The sequence below is a fragment of the Lysobacter sp. FW306-1B-D06B genome (assembly GCF_038446665.1).
Taxonomy (GTDB): domain Bacteria; phylum Pseudomonadota; class Gammaproteobacteria; order Xanthomonadales; family Xanthomonadaceae; genus Lysobacter_J.
Genome location: NZ_CP151802.1, coordinates 1,903,928 through 1,918,050, shown reverse-complemented (window position 1 = coordinate 1,918,050; position 14,123 = coordinate 1,903,928). Strand labels below are relative to the sequence as shown.

The following is a 14,123-nucleotide window of genomic DNA, read 5'->3' as shown; positions in this document are numbered from 1 at the left end:
GCGTCTCCTGGGATTACTTCGAGTACAGCTCGACGATCAGCGCTTCGTTGATGTCGGCCGGCAGGTCGGCACGGTCCGGAACGGCCTTGAACACGCCAGAGAACTTCTTGCTGTCGACTTCGACCCACGACGGCGAGAGGTCCATCTGCTGCGCCACGGTCAGGGATTCCTGCACGCGGAGCTGCTTCTGGGCACGCTCGGCGAGCGCGATCGCGTCGCCAGCCTTGACCTGGTACGACGGCAGGTTGACCGACTTGCCGTTGACCGTGACACCGCGGTGCGAAACCAGCTGGCGGGCGGCCGGACGCGTCACCGCAAAACCCATGCGGTAGACGACGTTGTCCAGGCGGGTCTCGAGAAGCTGCAGCAGGTTTTCACCCGTGTTGCCCTTCTTGGTCGAGGCCTTCTTGTAGTAGTTGCGGAACTGACGCTCCAGCAGACCGTAGATACGCTTCACCTTCTGCTTTTCACGCAGCTGGGTGGCGTAGTCCGACAGCTTGCCCTTGCGGGCGGTCGGGCCGTGCTGACCGGGCTTCTGCTCCAGCTTGCACTTGGAATCGAGGGCGCGGGCCGACGACTTCAAGCCCAGGTCGGCGCCTTCGCGACGGGCGAGCTTACAGGTGGGACCAATATAACGAGCCATGTTCTTTCAGCTCCTCAGACGCGGCGCTTCTTCGGCGGACGGCACCCGTTGTGCGGGATAGGCGTCACGTCGATGATGTTGATGATCTTGTAACCGACGTTGTTCAGCGAACGAACGGCGGACTCACGACCCGGACCCGGGCCCTTGATGCGGACTTCCAGCGACTTCACGCCGTAGTCCAGCGCGGCACGGCCGGCCTTTTCGGCGGCGACCTGCGCGGCGAACGGGGTCGACTTGCGCGAACCGCGGAAACCCGCGCCGCCCGAGGTCGCCCACGACAGCGCGTTGCCCTGGCGGTCGGTGATCGTGACGATGGTGTTGTTGAAAGAAGCGTGGACGTGAGCGATGCCGTCGGTGACGACGCGCTTGATCTTCTTCTTGGTTTTGGCAGCAGCCGGCTTAGCCATGGTCTAAGTCCCTTACTTCTTGATGGCCTTGCGCGGACCCTTACGGGTACGTGCATTGGTCCGGGTGCGCTGGCCACGCAGCGGGAGGCCGCGACGGTGACGCAGGCCGCGGTAGCAGCCCAGGTCCATCAGTCGCTTGATCGCGATACCGACTTCGCGGCGGAGGTCGCCCTCGACCACGTACTTGCCGACTTCGGCGCGCAGACGCTCGACTTCGGGTTCGGACAGGTCACGGATCTTGGTGGTCGAGGTGACGCCGGCGGCATCACAGACCTTCTTCGAACGGGTACGGCCGATGCCGTAGATGCTTTGCAGCCCGACCCAGACATGCTTCTGGGCAGGCAGATTGACGCCCGCAATACGCGCCATAACGCGATCTCCAACTGATTTGGCGGCCAGGACGGATTAATCCCGGCGGAGTGAACTGGAAAGTTTAACAAGGTCTCGGGTTAATAGGAAGCCCTGCCGCATCCCTAGGGACGCGGCAGTGCCCGGCATGGGGAGTGTGCCCATGCTCCGGCGACGAAACCGGACTGGTCAGGCAAGGCGTTGAACTGCCCTGCCCTCCCCCGCGCGCTACTCTGGCGCGCGTAAGGTCCGGGATCACCCGCGCGCGAGACCGCCGCGCGAGCCGCCCTTCAAGTTCGCCTTCTTCAGCAGGCTCTCGTACTGATGCGACATCAGATGAGCCTGGATCTGGGCGATGAAATCCATGACCACCACGACCACGATCAGCAGCGAGGTGCCGCCGAAGTAGAACGAAGTGCTCAACTCAGTGCGCATGACCTCCGGCAGGAGGCACACCATCACCAGGTAGGCCGCGCCGGCCGCCGTGAGGCGGGTAAGCACGCCGTCGATATAGTCTGCCGTGGCCTTGCCCGGACGAATGCCCGGAATCAGCGCGCCCGACTTCTTCAGATTATCGGCGGTTTCCTGCGAGTTGAACACCAGCGCGGTGTAGAAGAACGCAAAACCGACGATCAGACCCGCGTACAGGATCATGTGGAGCGGCTCGCCCGGGTTCAGCCATTGGCTGACACGGTGCAGGAACGACCCCGAATTGCCCTGGCTGAACCAGTTGGCCGCCGTCGCCGGGAACATCACGATGCTCGAGGCGAAGATGGCCGGGATCACGCCCGACATGTTCAGCTTCAGCGGCAGGAACGAGGACTGGTTCATGTACGCGCTGCGGCCGCCTTGGCGACGCGCGTAATTGACCGTGATCCGACGCTGGCCCCGCTCGACGAACACCACGAAGAACGTGAAGCCCAGGACGATCGCGACGACCAGGATGGCCTTCAGAGCGCTCATGTCGCCGTTGCGGATCTGCTCGAACATGCCGAACACGGCCGCGGGCAAGCCCGCCACGATACCCGCGAAGATGATCAGCGAAACACCGTTGCCGATGCCGCGCTCCGTCACCTGCTCACCGAGCCACATCAGGAACATGGTGCCTGCCGTGAGGGCCAGCACCGCGGTCAGGATGAAGCCCGGGCCGGGGTTGTAGACCACCTGGATGCCCTGGCTCGCGCCGCCGGCCTGGAGGGCCGTGGCGATGCCCCAGGCCTGGAACACGGCCAGCGGGATCGCACCCATGCGCGACCACTGGTTGATCTTGCGACGACCCGACTCGCCTTCCTTCTGGATGGCCTTCAGGCTCGGCACGATCTGCACCAGCAGCTGCACGATGATCGACGCGGAGATGTACGGCATCACGTTCAGCGCGAACAGGCTGAAGCGATGGAGGGCGCCACCGGAGAACATGTTGAACATGTCCACGATGGTGCCCTTCTGGGTTTCCATCAGCCGAAGCATTGCTTCCGGATTGACGCCCGGCACCGGGATGTAGCAGCCGATGCGGTAGACGATCAGGGCACCGACCACGAAAAGCAGGCGCTGGCGGAGCTCGGTGAACTTACCGAGTCCGCCACCGAGGCCGGCTACCGCGTTGCTACCGCTGCGCGCCATCCGTCGATTACTCCTCGACCTTGCCGCCGGCCGCTTCGATCGCGGCCTTCGCACCGGCCGTAGCGGCCAGACCCTTCAGGACGAACTTCTTGGTGACTTCGCCCTTGACCACGATCTTGGCCTGCTTGGCGGTGCTCGGCACCAGCTTGGCGGCCTTCAGCGCGGCGAAATCGACGTCGCCGGCCGGCAGCTTGTCCAGCTGGTACAGCAGCACTTCGGCCGTGTCCTTGGACAGCTTGGAGCGGAAACCGATCTTCGGCAGACGGCGCTGCATCGGCATCTGACCGCCTTCGAAGCCGGCCTTGATCTTGCCCTTGCCCGAACGCGCGAACGAGCCCTTGTGGCCACGGCCGGCAGTCTTGCCCAGGCCGGAACCGATACCACGACCGACGCGGGTGCGCTCGGTGCGGGCGCCCTCGGCGGGCTGCAGAGTGTTGAGACGCATGTTGATTACTCCTCGACTCGGACGAGGTAATGGAGCTGATTGATCAGGCCACGCACCTGCGGGCTGTCCTTCAGTTCACGCACGTCATTGAGCTTGTTCAGGCCCAGGGCGCGCACCGACAGGCGGTGGCGCGACTGGGTGCCACGAAGACCCTTGACCAGGCGCACCTTCACGGTGCCGCCGGCGACAGTTTCCTTCTTAGCCATGGACCAGGTCCTCCACCTTCTTGCCGCGCTTGGCCGCGATCTTGGCCGGCGAGTGCATGTCGGACAGGCCCTTCAGCGTGGCGCGAACCAGGTTGATCGGGTTACGCGAACCCACGGCCTTGGCCAGCACGTTCTTCACCCCGACGGCTTCGAGGACGGCGCGCATCGCGCCACCGGCGATGACGCCGGTACCCTCGGAAGCGGGCTGCATGAACACACGGGCTGCGCCGTGGCCGGCCTTGACCGAGTGCCACAGGGTGCCGTTGTTCAGATCGACGTTGGACATCGACTTGCGGGCATACTCCATCGACTTCTGGATGGCGACGGGCACTTCGCGCGCCTTGCCGTAGCCAAAGCCGACCTTGCCGTTGCCGTCGCCCACCACCGTCAGCGCGGTGAAGGTGAACTGGCGACCACCCTTGACGGTCTTGCTGACGCGGTTGACCGCGATCAGCTTCTCGATCATGCCATCGTCGATCTCTTCGCGGTTGCGGTCGCGATCACGACCCCGCGGTGCACGTTGTTCTTCTGCCATTTCGATTGCTCGGTAGTTAAAGGGATTTGCGGCTTCGCCGCTTATGGTTGTGAGGTACATCGGGTGCTTCGCGAAGGCGGCAATCCGTCGTCGCGCCCGGCATAGCCCATGCCGGCGGGAAGAAACCTAGGGGTGGGGATGGAACCCCACGCCTTCAAGGCATCAGAACTGCAGGCCGCCCTCACGAGCGGCGTCGGCCAGAGCCTTGATGCGGCCGTGGTACCGGTAGCCCGAGCGGTCGAAAGCGACCTTCTCGACGCCGGCAGCCTTGGCCTTCTCGGCGATGGCGCGACCGACCTTGGCGGCCGCGTCGGCGTTCTTGCCGTTCTTCAGACCTTCCTTGACGTCGGCCTGCACGGTCGAGGCCGAAGCCAGAACCTTGGAACCGTCGGCAGTGAAGACCTGGGCGTACAGATGCTGGCCGGTGCGCAGCACCGACAGGCGCGGCACGCCGAGTTCGCGGATGTGCGCGCGGGTCGACTTGGCGCGGCGCAGGCGGGCGGTGTTCTTGTTCATGTGCGTTCTCCGAAAGCTGAAGACCCGGTTAGGCCTTCTTGGCTTCCTTGCGGATGATGACTTCGCCGGCGTACTTCACACCCTTGCCCTTGTAGGGCTCCGGCGGACGGACGGCGCGAACCTTTGCGGCGAACTCACCGACGGCCTGCTTGTCCGCGCCGGCGATGACGATCTCGGTCTGCGTCGGCGTGGCAATCGTGATGCCGGCCGGAGCCTGCAGCAGCACCGGATGCGAGAAGCCCAGCGCGAGGTTCAGGTCCTTGCCCTGCATCGAGGCGCGGTAACCGACGCCGACCAGCTCGAGCTTGCGCTCGAAGCCATCGGAGACGCCCTTGACCATGTTGGCCAGGATCGCGCGCAGCGTGCCGGACAGCGGAATCAGCGCAGCGTCCTCGGTGGAGAACGTGGCCTGGCCGTTTTCGACCTTGAGGTTGATGGCGGCCGGCTTGGCAACGCTCAGGGTGCCCTTCGGGCCCTTGGCGCTGATCGAATCGGCCTGGATGTTCAGCTCGACGCCCTTCGGGAGGGCAACCGGCTTCTTGGCAACTCGGGACATGTCTATTCCTCCCTTAGGCCACGAAGCACAGAACCTCACCGCCGACGCCCTGTTGGCGCGCCTGCGCATCGGTCATGATGCCCTTCGAGGTGGAGATGATGGCGATACCAAGGCCGTTGAGGACCTTCGGCAGCTCAGCCTTGCCGCGGTACTGACGCAGACCCGAACGGGAGAAGCGCTCAAGACGCTCGATCACCGGCTTGCCTTCGTAGTACTTCAGCGAGATTTCGAGTTCGGACTTGCCCGCACCGACGTCGGTCACGCGGGAATCCAGGATGTAGCCCTCGTCCTTCAGAACCTTGGCGATGGCTACCTTGATCTTCGAAGACGGCATCTTCACCGTCTGCTTCCGAACAGCCGCCGCATTCTTGATGCGGACCAGCATGTCGGCGATGGGATCAGTCATGCTCATGTATATGCACCTATGAGTAGCACCGATATCCGCGGAATTGCGAATTCAGTTGTAGTGCCGACCCAGGAACGGAAAGTTCCCGTCGGCGGTCCCGCCCTGTTCGGCCGGGACCGGACGCGAGCGAGCCGGCAAGTCTAGCAGACTTGCCGGCGTCTCGTGTTACCAGCTGGCCTTGCGCAGACCCGGGACGTCGCCGTTCATGGTCGCCTTGCGCAGCATGTTGCGGCCGAGGCCGAACTTGCGGTAGACGCCACGCGGACGGCCCGACAGCTCGCAGCGGTTGCGCTGGCGGCTCGGCGAGGAGTCGCGGGGCAGCTTCTGCAGCTTGGTGACGGCGTCCTGCTTCTCTTCGTACGAAGCGGTCTGGCTGGAGATGATCTTCTTCAGCGCGTCGCGCTTGGCGCCGTGCTGCTTCGCCAGCTTCGCCCGCTTGATCTCGCGGTTGACCATGGAGGTCTTAGCCATTGTTCAATCCTCGAGTTAGTTGCGGAACGGGAAGCGGAAGGCTTCCAGCAGGGCCTTGGCTTCGGCGTCGGTCTTCGCGGTCGTGGTGATCGCGATGTCCATGCCGCGGATCGCGTCGACGGCGTCGAAGTCGATTTCCGGGAAGATGATCTGTTCCTTCACGCCCATGTTGTAGTTGCCACGGCCGTCGAACGAACGACCCGACACGCCGCGGAAGTCACGCACGCGCGGCAGCGAGATGTTGATCAGACGGTCCAAGAACTCGAACATGTGGGCGCGACGCAGCGTCACCTTGCAGCCGATCGGCCAGCCGTCGCGGATCTTGAACGAAGCCACCGACACGCGGGACTTGGTCACGATCGGCTTCTGACCGGCAATCTTGGTCAGATCGGCCACGGCGTTTTCCAGGATCTTCTTGTTGGTCGCGGCTTCGCCGACGCCCATGTTGATCGTGATCTTGGACAGGCGCGGCACTTCCATCGGGTTCGTGTAACCGAACTTCTTGGTCAGGGCCGGGACGACTTCGTCCTTGTAGAACTTTTCAAGACGGGTGGTCATTTGAGCATTCCTCAGGCGTCAACCGCCTCACCGCTGGAGCGGAACACACGCAGTTTGCGTCCATCCTCCAGCACCTTGAAACCGATGCGCTCGCCCTTGCCAGTGGCAGGGTTGAACAGCATCACGTTGGAAATGTGGATCGGCGACTCGCGCTCGACCACGCCGCCCGGCTGTCCAGCCTGCGGATTCGGCTTGGTGTGGCGCTTGACGACGTTGATGTTCGACACGACGACCTTCTCGCCGAGCACGCGCACCACTTCGCCCTTCTTGCCCTTGTCCTTGCCGGTGGTGACGATCACCTGATCGCCCTTGCGGATACGGTTCATATCTATTCCTCCGCTCAGAGCACTTCAGGAGCGAGCGAGACGATCTTCATGAACTTCTCGGTACGCAGCTCGCGGGTCACAGGCCCGAAGATGCGGGTACCGATCGGTTCCTGCTTGTTGTTCAGGAGCACGGCGGCATTGCCGTCGAAGCGGATCAGCGAACCGTCCGGACGACGCACACCCTTGCGGGTACGCACGACGACGGCGTCGTAGACGTCGCCCTTCTTGACTTTGCCACGCGGGATCGCGTCCTTGACCGTGACCTTGATGATGTCGCCGATGCCGGCGTAACGGCGCTTCGAGCCGCCCAGCACCTTAATGCACATCACTTCCTTGGCACCGGAGTTGTCGGCCACATCGAGGTAGCTCTGCATCTGGATCATGACTTAGCCTCCTCTTATTCGGCCGCGCGGCTGACGATTTCAACCACGCTCCAGTTCTTGGTCTTGGACATCGGAGCAATCTCCTTCACGCGCACGACATCGCCTTCTTTGCAGGCGTTGTCGGCATCGTGGGCGTGGAGCTTGGTCGAGCGACGGATGTACTTGCCGTACAGCGCGTGCTTGACCTGGCGCTCGACGAGCACGGTGACGGTCTTGTCCATCTTGTTGCTGACGACCCGGCCTTCAACCGTGCGGACAGCCTTCTCTGTATTGTTGTCGGTCATGACTGGGGTCCTTACTTCTTCTCGCCGAGCAGCATGTTCACGCGAGCGATCTCGCGGCGCACGCGGCGGGACTCATGGGTCTTGGCGAGCTGGCCGGTGGCCTTCTGCATGCGGAGAGCGAAGCTCTCCTTGTGCAGCTCGGCCAGGTGGGCCTGCAGCTCGGCAGCCGACTTCTCGCGCAGTTGCTTGAGTTCCATTAGCGCACCGTCCGGGTAACGAAAGTGGTGGTCACCGAGAGCTTGGCGGCGGCCAGACGGAACGCTTCACGCGCCACGTCCTCTGCCACGCCTTCGATCTCGTAAATCATGCGACCGGGCTGGATCTGGGCGACCCAGTACTCAACGTTGCCCTTACCGGAGCCCATTCGGACTTCGATCGGCTTCTTGGTGATCGGCTTGTCGGGGAACACGCGGATCCACATCTTGCCGCCGCGCTTGACGTAGCGGCTGATGGAACGACGCGCTGCCTCGATCTGGCGCGCGGTCAGCTGACCGTGCGCCGTCGCCTTAAGGCCGTATTCGCCGAAGCTGACGGCATTGCCGTTCCAGCTCAGGCCCTCATTGCGGCCCTTGTGTACCTTGCGGTACTTGGTTCGCTTGGGTTGCAACATGGTCGATTACCTCTGTTCGCGGGCGCCACGGCCCGGACGGTCGCTGCGATCACCGCGGTCACCACGGTCACCGCGATCGCTACGCGGCGTGTCGTCCTGCTTTTCCTGGCCGACCTGGGAGAAGTCGAAGACCTCGCCCTTGTAGACCCACACCTTGATGCCGATGATGCCGTAGGTCGTCTTGGCTTCAGCGAAGCCGTAGTCGATGTCGGCACGCAGCGTGTGCAGCGGCACGCGACCTTCGCGATACCACTCCGAACGCGCGATTTCGGCGCCATTGAGACGGCCGGCGACGTTGACCTTGATGCCCAGGGCGCCCAGGCGCATCGCATTGCCCACGGCGCGCTTCATCGCGCGACGGAACATGATGCGGCGCTCGAGCTGCTGCGCGATCGACTCCGCGACCAGCTGCGCGTCGAGTTCCGGCTTGCGGACCTCGGTGACGTTGATGTGCGCCGGAACGCCCATCACCGCACTGACTTCCTTGCGCAGCTTCTCGATGTCCTCGCCACGCTTGCCGATCACCACGCCCGGACGGGCGGTGTGGATCGTCACGCGGGCGTTGTTCGCCGGACGCTCGATGAAGATCTTCGAAATGCCGGCCTGAGCCAGCTTCTTGCGCAGCAGATCACGGACCTTCAGGTCCGCTGCCAGGAAACCGGCGTACTGCTTCTTGTTGGCAAACCACTTGGAGTTCCAGTCCTTGGCGATGCCCAGGCGGATGCCAGTCGGATGTACTTTGTGACCCATTGTCTGACTCCGCCTTACTTGCCCGCGCCCACAACCACAGTGATGTGGCTGGTGCGCTTGAGGATGCGGGTGCCGCGGCCCTTCGCACGCGCCATGAAGCGCTTCAGTGCGGGACCCTCGTCCACCATGATGGTCGTGACCTTGAGCTCGTCGATGTCGGCGCCCTGGTTGTTCTCGGCGTTGGCAATAGCGGACTCGACCACCTTCTTGATCAGGTGGGCGGCCTTCTTGTCCGAGAACTTCAGCAGGTTGACGGCGCGCTCGGCCGACAGACCACGCACCTGGTCAGCGACCAGGCGGGCCTTCTGCGGGGAGATGCGCGCGGTGCGCAGGATGGCTTTCGCTTCCATGGTCATCTCCTTACTTGCCCGACTTCTTGTCGCCGCCATGACCCTTGAACGTACGGGTCAGGGCGAATTCGCCAAGCTTGTGGCCAACCATGTTCTCGTTGACCAGCACCGGGATGTGGTTCTTGCCGTTGTGGATGGCGAGCGTGAAGCCCACCATTTCCGGCAGCACCATCGAGCGACGCGACCAGGTCTTGATCGGCTTCTTGTTGTTACCCGCGGTCTCCACCTTCTTCATCAGGTGGTGGTCGACGAACGGGCCTTTCTTCAGTGAACGTGCCATGGCCGATTAGCTCCTGCGATCGCGCACGATGAACTGCTGGGTGCGCTTGTTCTTGCGGGTCTTGTAACCCTTGGTCGGAACACCCCACGGGGTGACCGGATGCGGGTTACCCTGGCCGGCCTTGGCCTCACCACCGCCGTGCGGGTGGTCGACCGGGTTCATGGCCGCACCGCGGACGGTCGGGCGAACACCGCGCCAACGCTTGGCGCCGGCCTTGCCGAGCTTCTCAAGGTTGTGCTCGTCGTTGCCGACTTCGCCGATGGTGGCGCGGCACTCGGCCGGCACCTTGCGCATTTCGCCGGAGCGAAGACGCAGCGTGGCGTAGCCCTGCTCGCGAGCGATCAGCTGCACGCCGGCGCCAGCGGCGCGGGCCAGCTGGGCGCCCTTGCCCGGCTTCATCTCGATGCAATGCACCGTCGAACCGACCGGGATGTTGGTCAGCGGCAGCGTGTTGCCCACGCGGATCGGGGCGTCGCGGCCCGCGATCACCTGGTCGCCGTCCTTCAGGCCCTTCGGGGCGATGATGTAACGGCGCTCACCGTCGACGTAGCACAGCAGCGCGATGTGCGCGGTGCGGTTCGGGTCGTACTCGATGCGCTCGACGCGGGCGGGGATACCTTCCTTGTCGCGCTTGAAGTCGATGATGCGGTAGTGCTGCTTGTGACCACCACCCACGTGACGGGTGGTGATGCGGCCGTGGTGGTTACGACCGCCGGTCTTGCCCTGCTTCTCTACGAGGGCCGCGTGCGGCGCACCCTTGTGGAGGCCCGGGGTCACCACGCGAACCGCGCTGCGGCGGCCGGCGGAGGTGGGCTTGAAAGTCATCAATGCCATGGGTCTTTCCTCAGGCCTTGGCCATAACGTCGATCGACTGGCCTTCGGCCAGCGTCACATACGCCTTCCGCCAGCTGCCGCGGCTGCCAGCGCGGAAACGGAAGGACTTGTTCTTGCCCTTGACGTTCACGACGTTGACCGCCTCGACCTTCACTTCGAACAGCTTTTCCACGGCGACCTTGATGTCGGCCTTGGTAGCGTCCGTCGCGACTTCGAAGACGTACTGGTTGGAAACTTCCTGCAGACGTGCGGTCTTTTCGGACACGCGCGGCGCACGGATGATGTTGTAGAGCTTGGCCTCGTTCATGCCAGCCACTCCTCGATCTTCTTGACCGCGTCGGCGGTGACCACGACCGAGTCGGCGCCCACGAGGGAGACCGGATCCAGGCCCTGGACGTCACGCACTTCGACGTACGGCAGGTTGCGCGCCGAGAGGTACAGATTCTCGGTGGCATCTTCGGTGACGATCAGCGGACGCTTGCCGACTTCCAGGCTCTTCAGCTTGGAGATCAGGCCGGCGGTCTTCGGGGCGTCCAGATCGAACGACTCGACGACCATGATGCGGCCCTGGCGGTTGAGTTCCGACAGGATCGCCGCCATCGCGGCGCGGTACATCTTGCGGTTGACCTTCTGCGCGAAGCTGCGCGGCTTGGCCGCGAAGGTCACGCCGCCGCCGACGAAGATCGGAGCCGTCAGCGCGCCATGACGCGCACCGCCGCCCTTCTGCTTCTTCGACTTCTTGGTCGTGCCGTTGACTTCCGAACGGGTCTTCTGTGCCTTGGTACCGGCGCGACCGGCGTTGCGATAGGCAACGACCACCTGGTGAACCAGGTCTTCGCTGAATTCGCGGCCGAAGATCGCGTCGGAAACCGACAGCGTCTTGCTGCTATTGGTGATGGCGAGTTCCATCGTCATCTCTCCTTATGCCTTGCTCGAGGGACGCACGATGACGTCGCCACCCGGCGCACCCGGCACGGCACCCTTGATGGCGATCAGGCCGCGCTCGGCGTCGACCTTCACCACTTCCAGGCGCTGCGTGGTCTGGGTTTCTGCGCCCATGTGACCGGACATCTTCTTGCCCGGGAACACACGACCCGGCGTCTGGCGCTGGCCGATGGAGCCCGGCGAACGGTGCGACAACGAGTTACCGTGCGTCGCGTCGCCCATCGTGAAGTTCCAGCGCTTGATCGTGCCCTGGAAGCCCTTGCCCTTGGTGACGCCCTGGACGTCGACCAGCTGGCCGGCGCTGAAGATGTCGGCCTTGATTTCGCCGCCCACTTCAAAGCCGCCGATCTGGTCGGCTTCCACGCGCAGCTCCCACAGGCCGCGACCGGCTTCGACCTTCGCCTTGGCGAGGTGACCGGCAATCGGCTTGTTGACGAGCGCGGCGCGGCGCACGCCCACGGTCACCTGCACGGCGCTGTAGCCGTCGGTGTCCGAGGTCTTGATCTGGGTGATGCGGTTCGGCGTCGCCTCGATCAGGGTCACCGGAACCGACTTGCCGTCTTCAGTGAAGAAACGGCTCATGCCGGCCTTGCGACCGACGATGCCCAACGAATACTTCTTCGCGGTCATGGTGGCGGCCTCAGGTCAGCTTGATCTGGACGTCAACGCCCGCCGCGAGCTCGAGCTTCATCAGCGCGTCCACGGTCTTGTCGTTGGGGTCGACGATGTCGAGCACGCGCTTGTGCGTGCGGGTCTCGTACTGGTCGCGCGCATCCTTGTCGGCGTGCGGCGAAACGAGAATGGTGTAACGCTCGATCTTGGTCGGCAGCGGGATCGGGCCCTTGACCTGGGCACCGGTACGCTTCGCCGTCTCGACGATCTCGCTGGCCGAACGGTCGATCAGGCGATGATCGTACGCTTTCAGCCGGATTCGGATCTTTTGGTCCGCCATGACGGAATTCCTTGGTTAAAAGAGCGACGGGCCGGCCTCTGGGTGTGCCGAACCCCTGGAAAACGCGAATACCCCGGGGCTGCACCCTCGCCCCGGAGCTTCCTTGCCTGAAAAACAAGGCGGGCCGGTTTCCCGGTCCGCCCAGACGGAGTAGAACGCACGAAGAGCCCCGTTTAGCGTTCCTTGGAAGCCCGAAGGCCCAGAACGTACGGAGCGCGCCGTGCGACATGTCCCTGTCTGGCGAATACGAGGCGCATCCTGCACCTCATTTCGCTGGTTGCGGCTTCCCGAAAGACGCCGCAGTGGTCGAGCATTCTAACCGGATATCCACAGCCCTTGCAAGCGGGCGGCGGACCGGAAGTGCGCAACGCTGTTCAGCTGGTTTCGACGCCACCTTGGAGACGCCGAACTTGCCAGTCGTCGCCCCGCTCTGGCGGGGATACGAACCAGCAAAGCCGTGGTCGCTTTACGCGACCACGGCCCGGTTCATTACTTGAGGATCTTCGCCACGACGCCGGCGCCGACCGTACGACCGCCTTCGCGGATCGCGAAGCGCAGGCCTTCGTCCATCGCCACCGGGTTGATCAGCTGCACGACCATCTTGATGTTGTCGCCCGGCATGACCATCTCGACGCCTTCCGGCAGCTGCACCGCGCCGGTGATGTCCGTCGTGCGGAAGTAGAACTGCGGGCGGTAGCCCTTGAAGAACGGCGTGTGGCGGCCGCCCTCGTCCTTCGACAGCACGTACACCTCGGCTTCGAACTCCGTGTGCGGGGTGATCGAACCCGGCTTGGCCAGCACCTGGCCACGCTCCACGTCGTCACGCTTCGTGCCGCGCAGCAGCAGGCCCGCGTTGTCGCCCGCCTGGCCCTGGTCCAGCAGCTTGCGGAACATTTCAACGCCCGTCACCGTCGTCTTCTGCGTCGGACGGATACCCACGATTTCGATTTCGTCGCCGACCTTGATGATGCCGCGCTCGATACGACCGGTCACCACGGTGCCGCGGCCCGAGATCGAGAACACGTCTTCCACCGGCATCAGGAACGGCTTGTCGACGTCACGCTGCGGCTCCGGAATGAACGTGTCCAGCGCTTCCACCAGCTTCAGGATCGCCGGCACGCCGATTTCCGACTGGTCGCCTTCCAGCGCCAGACGCGCCGAACCCTTGATGATCGGGGTGTCGTCGCCCGGGAACTCGTACTTGGTCAGCAGCTCGCGGACTTCCATCTCCACCAGCTCCAGCAGCTCGGCGTCGTCCACCATGTCGGCCTTGTTCAGGAACACGACGATGTACGGCACGCCCACCTGGCGCGACAGCAGGATGTGCTCGCGCGTCTGCGGCATCGGGCCGTCTGCGGCCGAGCACACCAGAATCGCACCGTCCATCTGCGCCGCACCCGTGATCATGTTCTTCACGTAGTCGGCGTGGCCCGGGCAGTCCACGTGCGCGTAGTGACGGTTCGGGCTTTCGTACTCAACGTGCGCCGTCGAGATCGTGATGCCGCGCGCCTTCTCTTCCGGCGCCGCGTCGATCGCGTCGTACGCCTTGAACTCGCCGCCGAAACGCTCCGCACCCACCTTCGTCAGTGCCGCCGTCAGCGTCGTCTTGCCGTGGTCGACGTGACCGATCGTGCCCACGTTCACGTGCGGCTTGGTGCGCTCAAACTTACCCTTGGCCATGGCTTTCTCTCTTTAAAA

General features: G+C 63.9%; 26 protein-coding genes. All 26 read right to left on the bottom strand.

Annotated elements, in window-relative coordinates:
• Positions 1-13 precede the first annotated feature (13 nt).
• A complete protein-coding gene (rpsD, locus tag AAFF32_RS08935) occupies positions 14-643 on the bottom strand; it encodes a 30S ribosomal protein S4 (RefSeq protein WP_216959637.1) in 630 nt (209 codons plus the stop codon).
• Between the two features lie 14 nt (positions 644-657).
• On the bottom strand, positions 658-1,050 hold the full coding sequence (gene rpsK / locus AAFF32_RS08930; RefSeq protein WP_158982354.1) for a 30S ribosomal protein S11: 393 nt from the start codon (positions 1,048-1,050) through the stop codon (positions 658-660).
• 12 nt (positions 1,051-1,062) lie between these two features.
• Entirely contained in the window at positions 1,063-1,419 is a 357-nt protein-coding gene (gene rpsM, locus AAFF32_RS08925; RefSeq protein WP_216959641.1) for a 30S ribosomal protein S13, read from the bottom strand.
• Between the two features lie 234 nt (positions 1,420-1,653).
• Positions 1,654-3,018 (bottom strand): preprotein translocase subunit SecY, encoded by a 1,365-nt coding sequence (gene secY / locus AAFF32_RS08920; RefSeq protein ID WP_342317086.1) that lies wholly within the window; start codon positions 3,016-3,018, stop codon positions 1,654-1,656.
• Between the two features lie 7 nt (positions 3,019-3,025).
• A complete protein-coding gene (gene rplO, locus AAFF32_RS08915) occupies positions 3,026-3,469 on the bottom strand; it encodes a 50S ribosomal protein L15 (protein WP_216961790.1) in 444 nt (147 codons plus the stop codon).
• Positions 3,469-3,669 carry a 50S ribosomal protein L30 gene (gene rpmD, locus AAFF32_RS08910; protein ID WP_342317085.1) on the bottom strand — a complete coding sequence of 67 codons (201 nt, stop codon included), beginning with the start codon at positions 3,667-3,669 and terminating at the stop codon, positions 3,469-3,471. Before rpmD ends, rplO begins: the two co-directional genes overlap by 1 nt.
• Entirely contained in the window at positions 3,662-4,204 is a 543-nt protein-coding gene (rpsE, locus tag AAFF32_RS08905) for a 30S ribosomal protein S5 (protein ID WP_216959650.1), read from the bottom strand. Before rpsE ends, rpmD begins: the two co-directional genes overlap by 8 nt.
• A gap of 162 nt (positions 4,205-4,366) precedes the next feature.
• The gene (gene rplR / locus AAFF32_RS08900) at positions 4,367-4,720 is read right to left on the bottom strand and encodes a 50S ribosomal protein L18 (RefSeq protein WP_216959653.1); all 354 of its coding nucleotides are present in this window, start codon (positions 4,718-4,720) and stop codon (positions 4,367-4,369) included.
• Between the two features lie 28 nt (positions 4,721-4,748).
• Positions 4,749-5,276 (bottom strand): 50S ribosomal protein L6, encoded by a 528-nt coding sequence (rplF, locus tag AAFF32_RS08895; RefSeq protein ID WP_216959656.1) that lies wholly within the window; start codon positions 5,274-5,276, stop codon positions 4,749-4,751.
• Positions 5,277-5,289: 13 nt separating this feature from the next.
• The gene (gene rpsH, locus AAFF32_RS08890) at positions 5,290-5,688 is read right to left on the bottom strand and encodes a 30S ribosomal protein S8 (RefSeq protein WP_216959658.1); all 399 of its coding nucleotides are present in this window, start codon (positions 5,686-5,688) and stop codon (positions 5,290-5,292) included.
• Positions 5,689-5,847: 159 nt separating this feature from the next.
• On the bottom strand, positions 5,848-6,153 hold the full coding sequence (rpsN, locus tag AAFF32_RS08885; RefSeq protein WP_216959661.1) for a 30S ribosomal protein S14: 306 nt from the start codon (positions 6,151-6,153) through the stop codon (positions 5,848-5,850).
• Between the two features lie 15 nt (positions 6,154-6,168).
• Positions 6,169-6,711, bottom strand: coding sequence for a 50S ribosomal protein L5 (gene rplE, locus AAFF32_RS08880; RefSeq protein ID WP_216959664.1), 543 nt, complete (start codon positions 6,709-6,711; stop codon positions 6,169-6,171).
• An 11-nt stretch (positions 6,712-6,722) separates the two neighbouring features.
• Positions 6,723-7,037, bottom strand: coding sequence for a 50S ribosomal protein L24 (rplX, locus tag AAFF32_RS08875; RefSeq protein WP_216959667.1), 315 nt, complete (start codon positions 7,035-7,037; stop codon positions 6,723-6,725).
• A 14-nt stretch (positions 7,038-7,051) separates the two neighbouring features.
• Entirely contained in the window at positions 7,052-7,420 is a 369-nt protein-coding gene (gene rplN / locus AAFF32_RS08870; protein WP_056136003.1) for a 50S ribosomal protein L14, read from the bottom strand.
• Positions 7,421-7,434: 14 nt separating this feature from the next.
• Positions 7,435-7,704: a 30S ribosomal protein S17 gene (gene rpsQ / locus AAFF32_RS08865; RefSeq protein ID WP_115843866.1), complete on the bottom strand. Its 270-nt coding sequence runs from the start codon at positions 7,702-7,704 to the stop codon at positions 7,435-7,437.
• Positions 7,705-7,715: 11 nt separating this feature from the next.
• Positions 7,716-7,901: a 50S ribosomal protein L29 gene (gene rpmC / locus AAFF32_RS08860; RefSeq protein WP_137835389.1), complete on the bottom strand. Its 186-nt coding sequence runs from the start codon at positions 7,899-7,901 to the stop codon at positions 7,716-7,718.
• Positions 7,901-8,314, bottom strand: coding sequence for a 50S ribosomal protein L16 (gene rplP / locus AAFF32_RS08855; RefSeq protein WP_055902334.1), 414 nt, complete (start codon positions 8,312-8,314; stop codon positions 7,901-7,903). The genes rpmC and rplP overlap by 1 nt, the downstream gene beginning before the upstream one ends.
• A gap of 6 nt (positions 8,315-8,320) precedes the next feature.
• Complete coding sequence (gene rpsC / locus AAFF32_RS08850; protein ID WP_137835390.1) at positions 8,321-9,064, bottom strand: 30S ribosomal protein S3; 744 nt, start codon at positions 9,062-9,064, stop codon at positions 8,321-8,323.
• Positions 9,065-9,078: 14 nt separating this feature from the next.
• Positions 9,079-9,414, bottom strand: coding sequence for a 50S ribosomal protein L22 (gene rplV / locus AAFF32_RS08845; RefSeq protein ID WP_137835391.1), 336 nt, complete (start codon positions 9,412-9,414; stop codon positions 9,079-9,081).
• A 10-nt stretch (positions 9,415-9,424) separates the two neighbouring features.
• On the bottom strand, positions 9,425-9,694 hold the full coding sequence (gene rpsS, locus AAFF32_RS08840) for a 30S ribosomal protein S19 (RefSeq protein WP_216959670.1): 270 nt from the start codon (positions 9,692-9,694) through the stop codon (positions 9,425-9,427).
• 6 nt (positions 9,695-9,700) lie between these two features.
• Complete coding sequence (gene rplB / locus AAFF32_RS08835; RefSeq protein WP_216959673.1) at positions 9,701-10,528, bottom strand: 50S ribosomal protein L2; 828 nt, start codon at positions 10,526-10,528, stop codon at positions 9,701-9,703.
• A 10-nt stretch (positions 10,529-10,538) separates the two neighbouring features.
• On the bottom strand, positions 10,539-10,835 hold the full coding sequence (rplW, locus tag AAFF32_RS08830) for a 50S ribosomal protein L23 (RefSeq protein WP_115843875.1): 297 nt from the start codon (positions 10,833-10,835) through the stop codon (positions 10,539-10,541).
• The gene (gene rplD / locus AAFF32_RS08825; protein WP_216959676.1) at positions 10,832-11,437 is read right to left on the bottom strand and encodes a 50S ribosomal protein L4; all 606 of its coding nucleotides are present in this window, start codon (positions 11,435-11,437) and stop codon (positions 10,832-10,834) included. The genes rplW and rplD overlap by 4 nt, the downstream gene beginning before the upstream one ends.
• Positions 11,438-11,449: 12 nt before the next feature.
• Complete coding sequence (gene rplC, locus AAFF32_RS08820) at positions 11,450-12,103, bottom strand: 50S ribosomal protein L3 (RefSeq protein WP_137835396.1); 654 nt, start codon at positions 12,101-12,103, stop codon at positions 11,450-11,452.
• Positions 12,104-12,113: 10 nt separating this feature from the next.
• Positions 12,114-12,425 (bottom strand): 30S ribosomal protein S10, encoded by a 312-nt coding sequence (rpsJ, locus tag AAFF32_RS08815; protein ID WP_036137876.1) that lies wholly within the window; start codon positions 12,423-12,425, stop codon positions 12,114-12,116.
• A 489-nt stretch (positions 12,426-12,914) separates the two neighbouring features.
• Entirely contained in the window at positions 12,915-14,105 is a 1,191-nt protein-coding gene (tuf, locus tag AAFF32_RS08810) for an elongation factor Tu (RefSeq protein WP_216959677.1), read from the bottom strand.
• Positions 14,106-14,123: the final 18 nt, after the last annotated feature.

Bases quoted from the DNA above. Each gene is read 5' to 3' on its own strand.
- rpsD (WP_216959637.1), bottom strand. From the start codon at position 643: ATGGCTCGTTATATTGGTCCCACCTGTAAGCTCGCCCGTCGCGAAGGC.
- rpsK (WP_158982354.1), bottom strand. From the start codon at position 1,050: ATGGCTAAGCCGGCTGCTGCCAAAACCAAGAAGAAGATCAAGCGCGTC.
- rpsM (WP_216959641.1), bottom strand. From the start codon at position 1,419: ATGGCGCGTATTGCGGGCGTCAATCTGCCTGCCCAGAAGCATGTCTGG.
- secY (WP_342317086.1), bottom strand. From the start codon at position 3,018: ATGGCGCGCAGCGGTAGCAACGCGGTAGCCGGCCTCGGTGGCGGACTC.
- rpmD (WP_342317085.1), bottom strand. From the start codon at position 3,669: ATGGCTAAGAAGGAAACTGTCGCCGGCGGCACCGTGAAGGTGCGCCTG.
- rpsE (WP_216959650.1), bottom strand. From the start codon at position 4,204: ATGGCAGAAGAACAACGTGCACCGCGGGGTCGTGATCGCGACCGCAAC.
- rplR (WP_216959653.1), bottom strand. From the start codon at position 4,720: ATGAACAAGAACACCGCCCGCCTGCGCCGCGCCAAGTCGACCCGCGCG.
- rplF (WP_216959656.1), bottom strand. From the start codon at position 5,276: ATGTCCCGAGTTGCCAAGAAGCCGGTTGCCCTCCCGAAGGGCGTCGAG.
- rpsH (WP_216959658.1), bottom strand. From the start codon at position 5,688: ATGAGCATGACTGATCCCATCGCCGACATGCTGGTCCGCATCAAGAAT.
- rpsN (WP_216959661.1), bottom strand. From the start codon at position 6,153: ATGGCTAAGACCTCCATGGTCAACCGCGAGATCAAGCGGGCGAAGCTG.
- rplE (WP_216959664.1), bottom strand. From the start codon at position 6,711: ATGACCACCCGTCTTGAAAAGTTCTACAAGGACGAAGTCGTCCCGGCC.
- rplX (WP_216959667.1), bottom strand. From the start codon at position 7,037: ATGAACCGTATCCGCAAGGGCGATCAGGTGATCGTCACCACCGGCAAG.
- rplN (WP_056136003.1), bottom strand. From the start codon at position 7,420: ATGATCCAGATGCAGAGCTACCTCGATGTGGCCGACAACTCCGGTGCC.
- rpsQ (WP_115843866.1), bottom strand. From the start codon at position 7,704: ATGACCGACAACAATACAGAGAAGGCTGTCCGCACGGTTGAAGGCCGG.
- rpmC (WP_137835389.1), bottom strand. From the start codon at position 7,901: ATGGAACTCAAGCAACTGCGCGAGAAGTCGGCTGCCGAGCTGCAGGCC.
- rplP (WP_055902334.1), bottom strand. From the start codon at position 8,314: ATGTTGCAACCCAAGCGAACCAAGTACCGCAAGGTACACAAGGGCCGC.
- rpsC (WP_137835390.1), bottom strand. From the start codon at position 9,064: ATGGGTCACAAAGTACATCCGACTGGCATCCGCCTGGGCATCGCCAAG.
- rplV (WP_137835391.1), bottom strand. From the start codon at position 9,414: ATGGAAGCGAAAGCCATCCTGCGCACCGCGCGCATCTCCCCGCAGAAG.
- rpsS (WP_216959670.1), bottom strand. From the start codon at position 9,694: ATGGCACGTTCACTGAAGAAAGGCCCGTTCGTCGACCACCACCTGATG.
- rplB (WP_216959673.1), bottom strand. From the start codon at position 10,528: ATGGCATTGATGACTTTCAAGCCCACCTCCGCCGGCCGCCGCAGCGCG.
- rplW (WP_115843875.1), bottom strand. From the start codon at position 10,835: ATGAACGAGGCCAAGCTCTACAACATCATCCGTGCGCCGCGCGTGTCC.
- rplD (WP_216959676.1), bottom strand. From the start codon at position 11,437: ATGGAACTCGCCATCACCAATAGCAGCAAGACGCTGTCGGTTTCCGAC.
- rplC (WP_137835396.1), bottom strand. From the start codon at position 12,103: ATGACCGCGAAGAAGTATTCGTTGGGCATCGTCGGTCGCAAGGCCGGC.
- rpsJ (WP_036137876.1), bottom strand. From the start codon at position 12,425: ATGGCGGACCAAAAGATCCGAATCCGGCTGAAAGCGTACGATCATCGC.
- tuf (WP_216959677.1), bottom strand. From the start codon at position 14,105: ATGGCCAAGGGTAAGTTTGAGCGCACCAAGCCGCACGTGAACGTGGGC.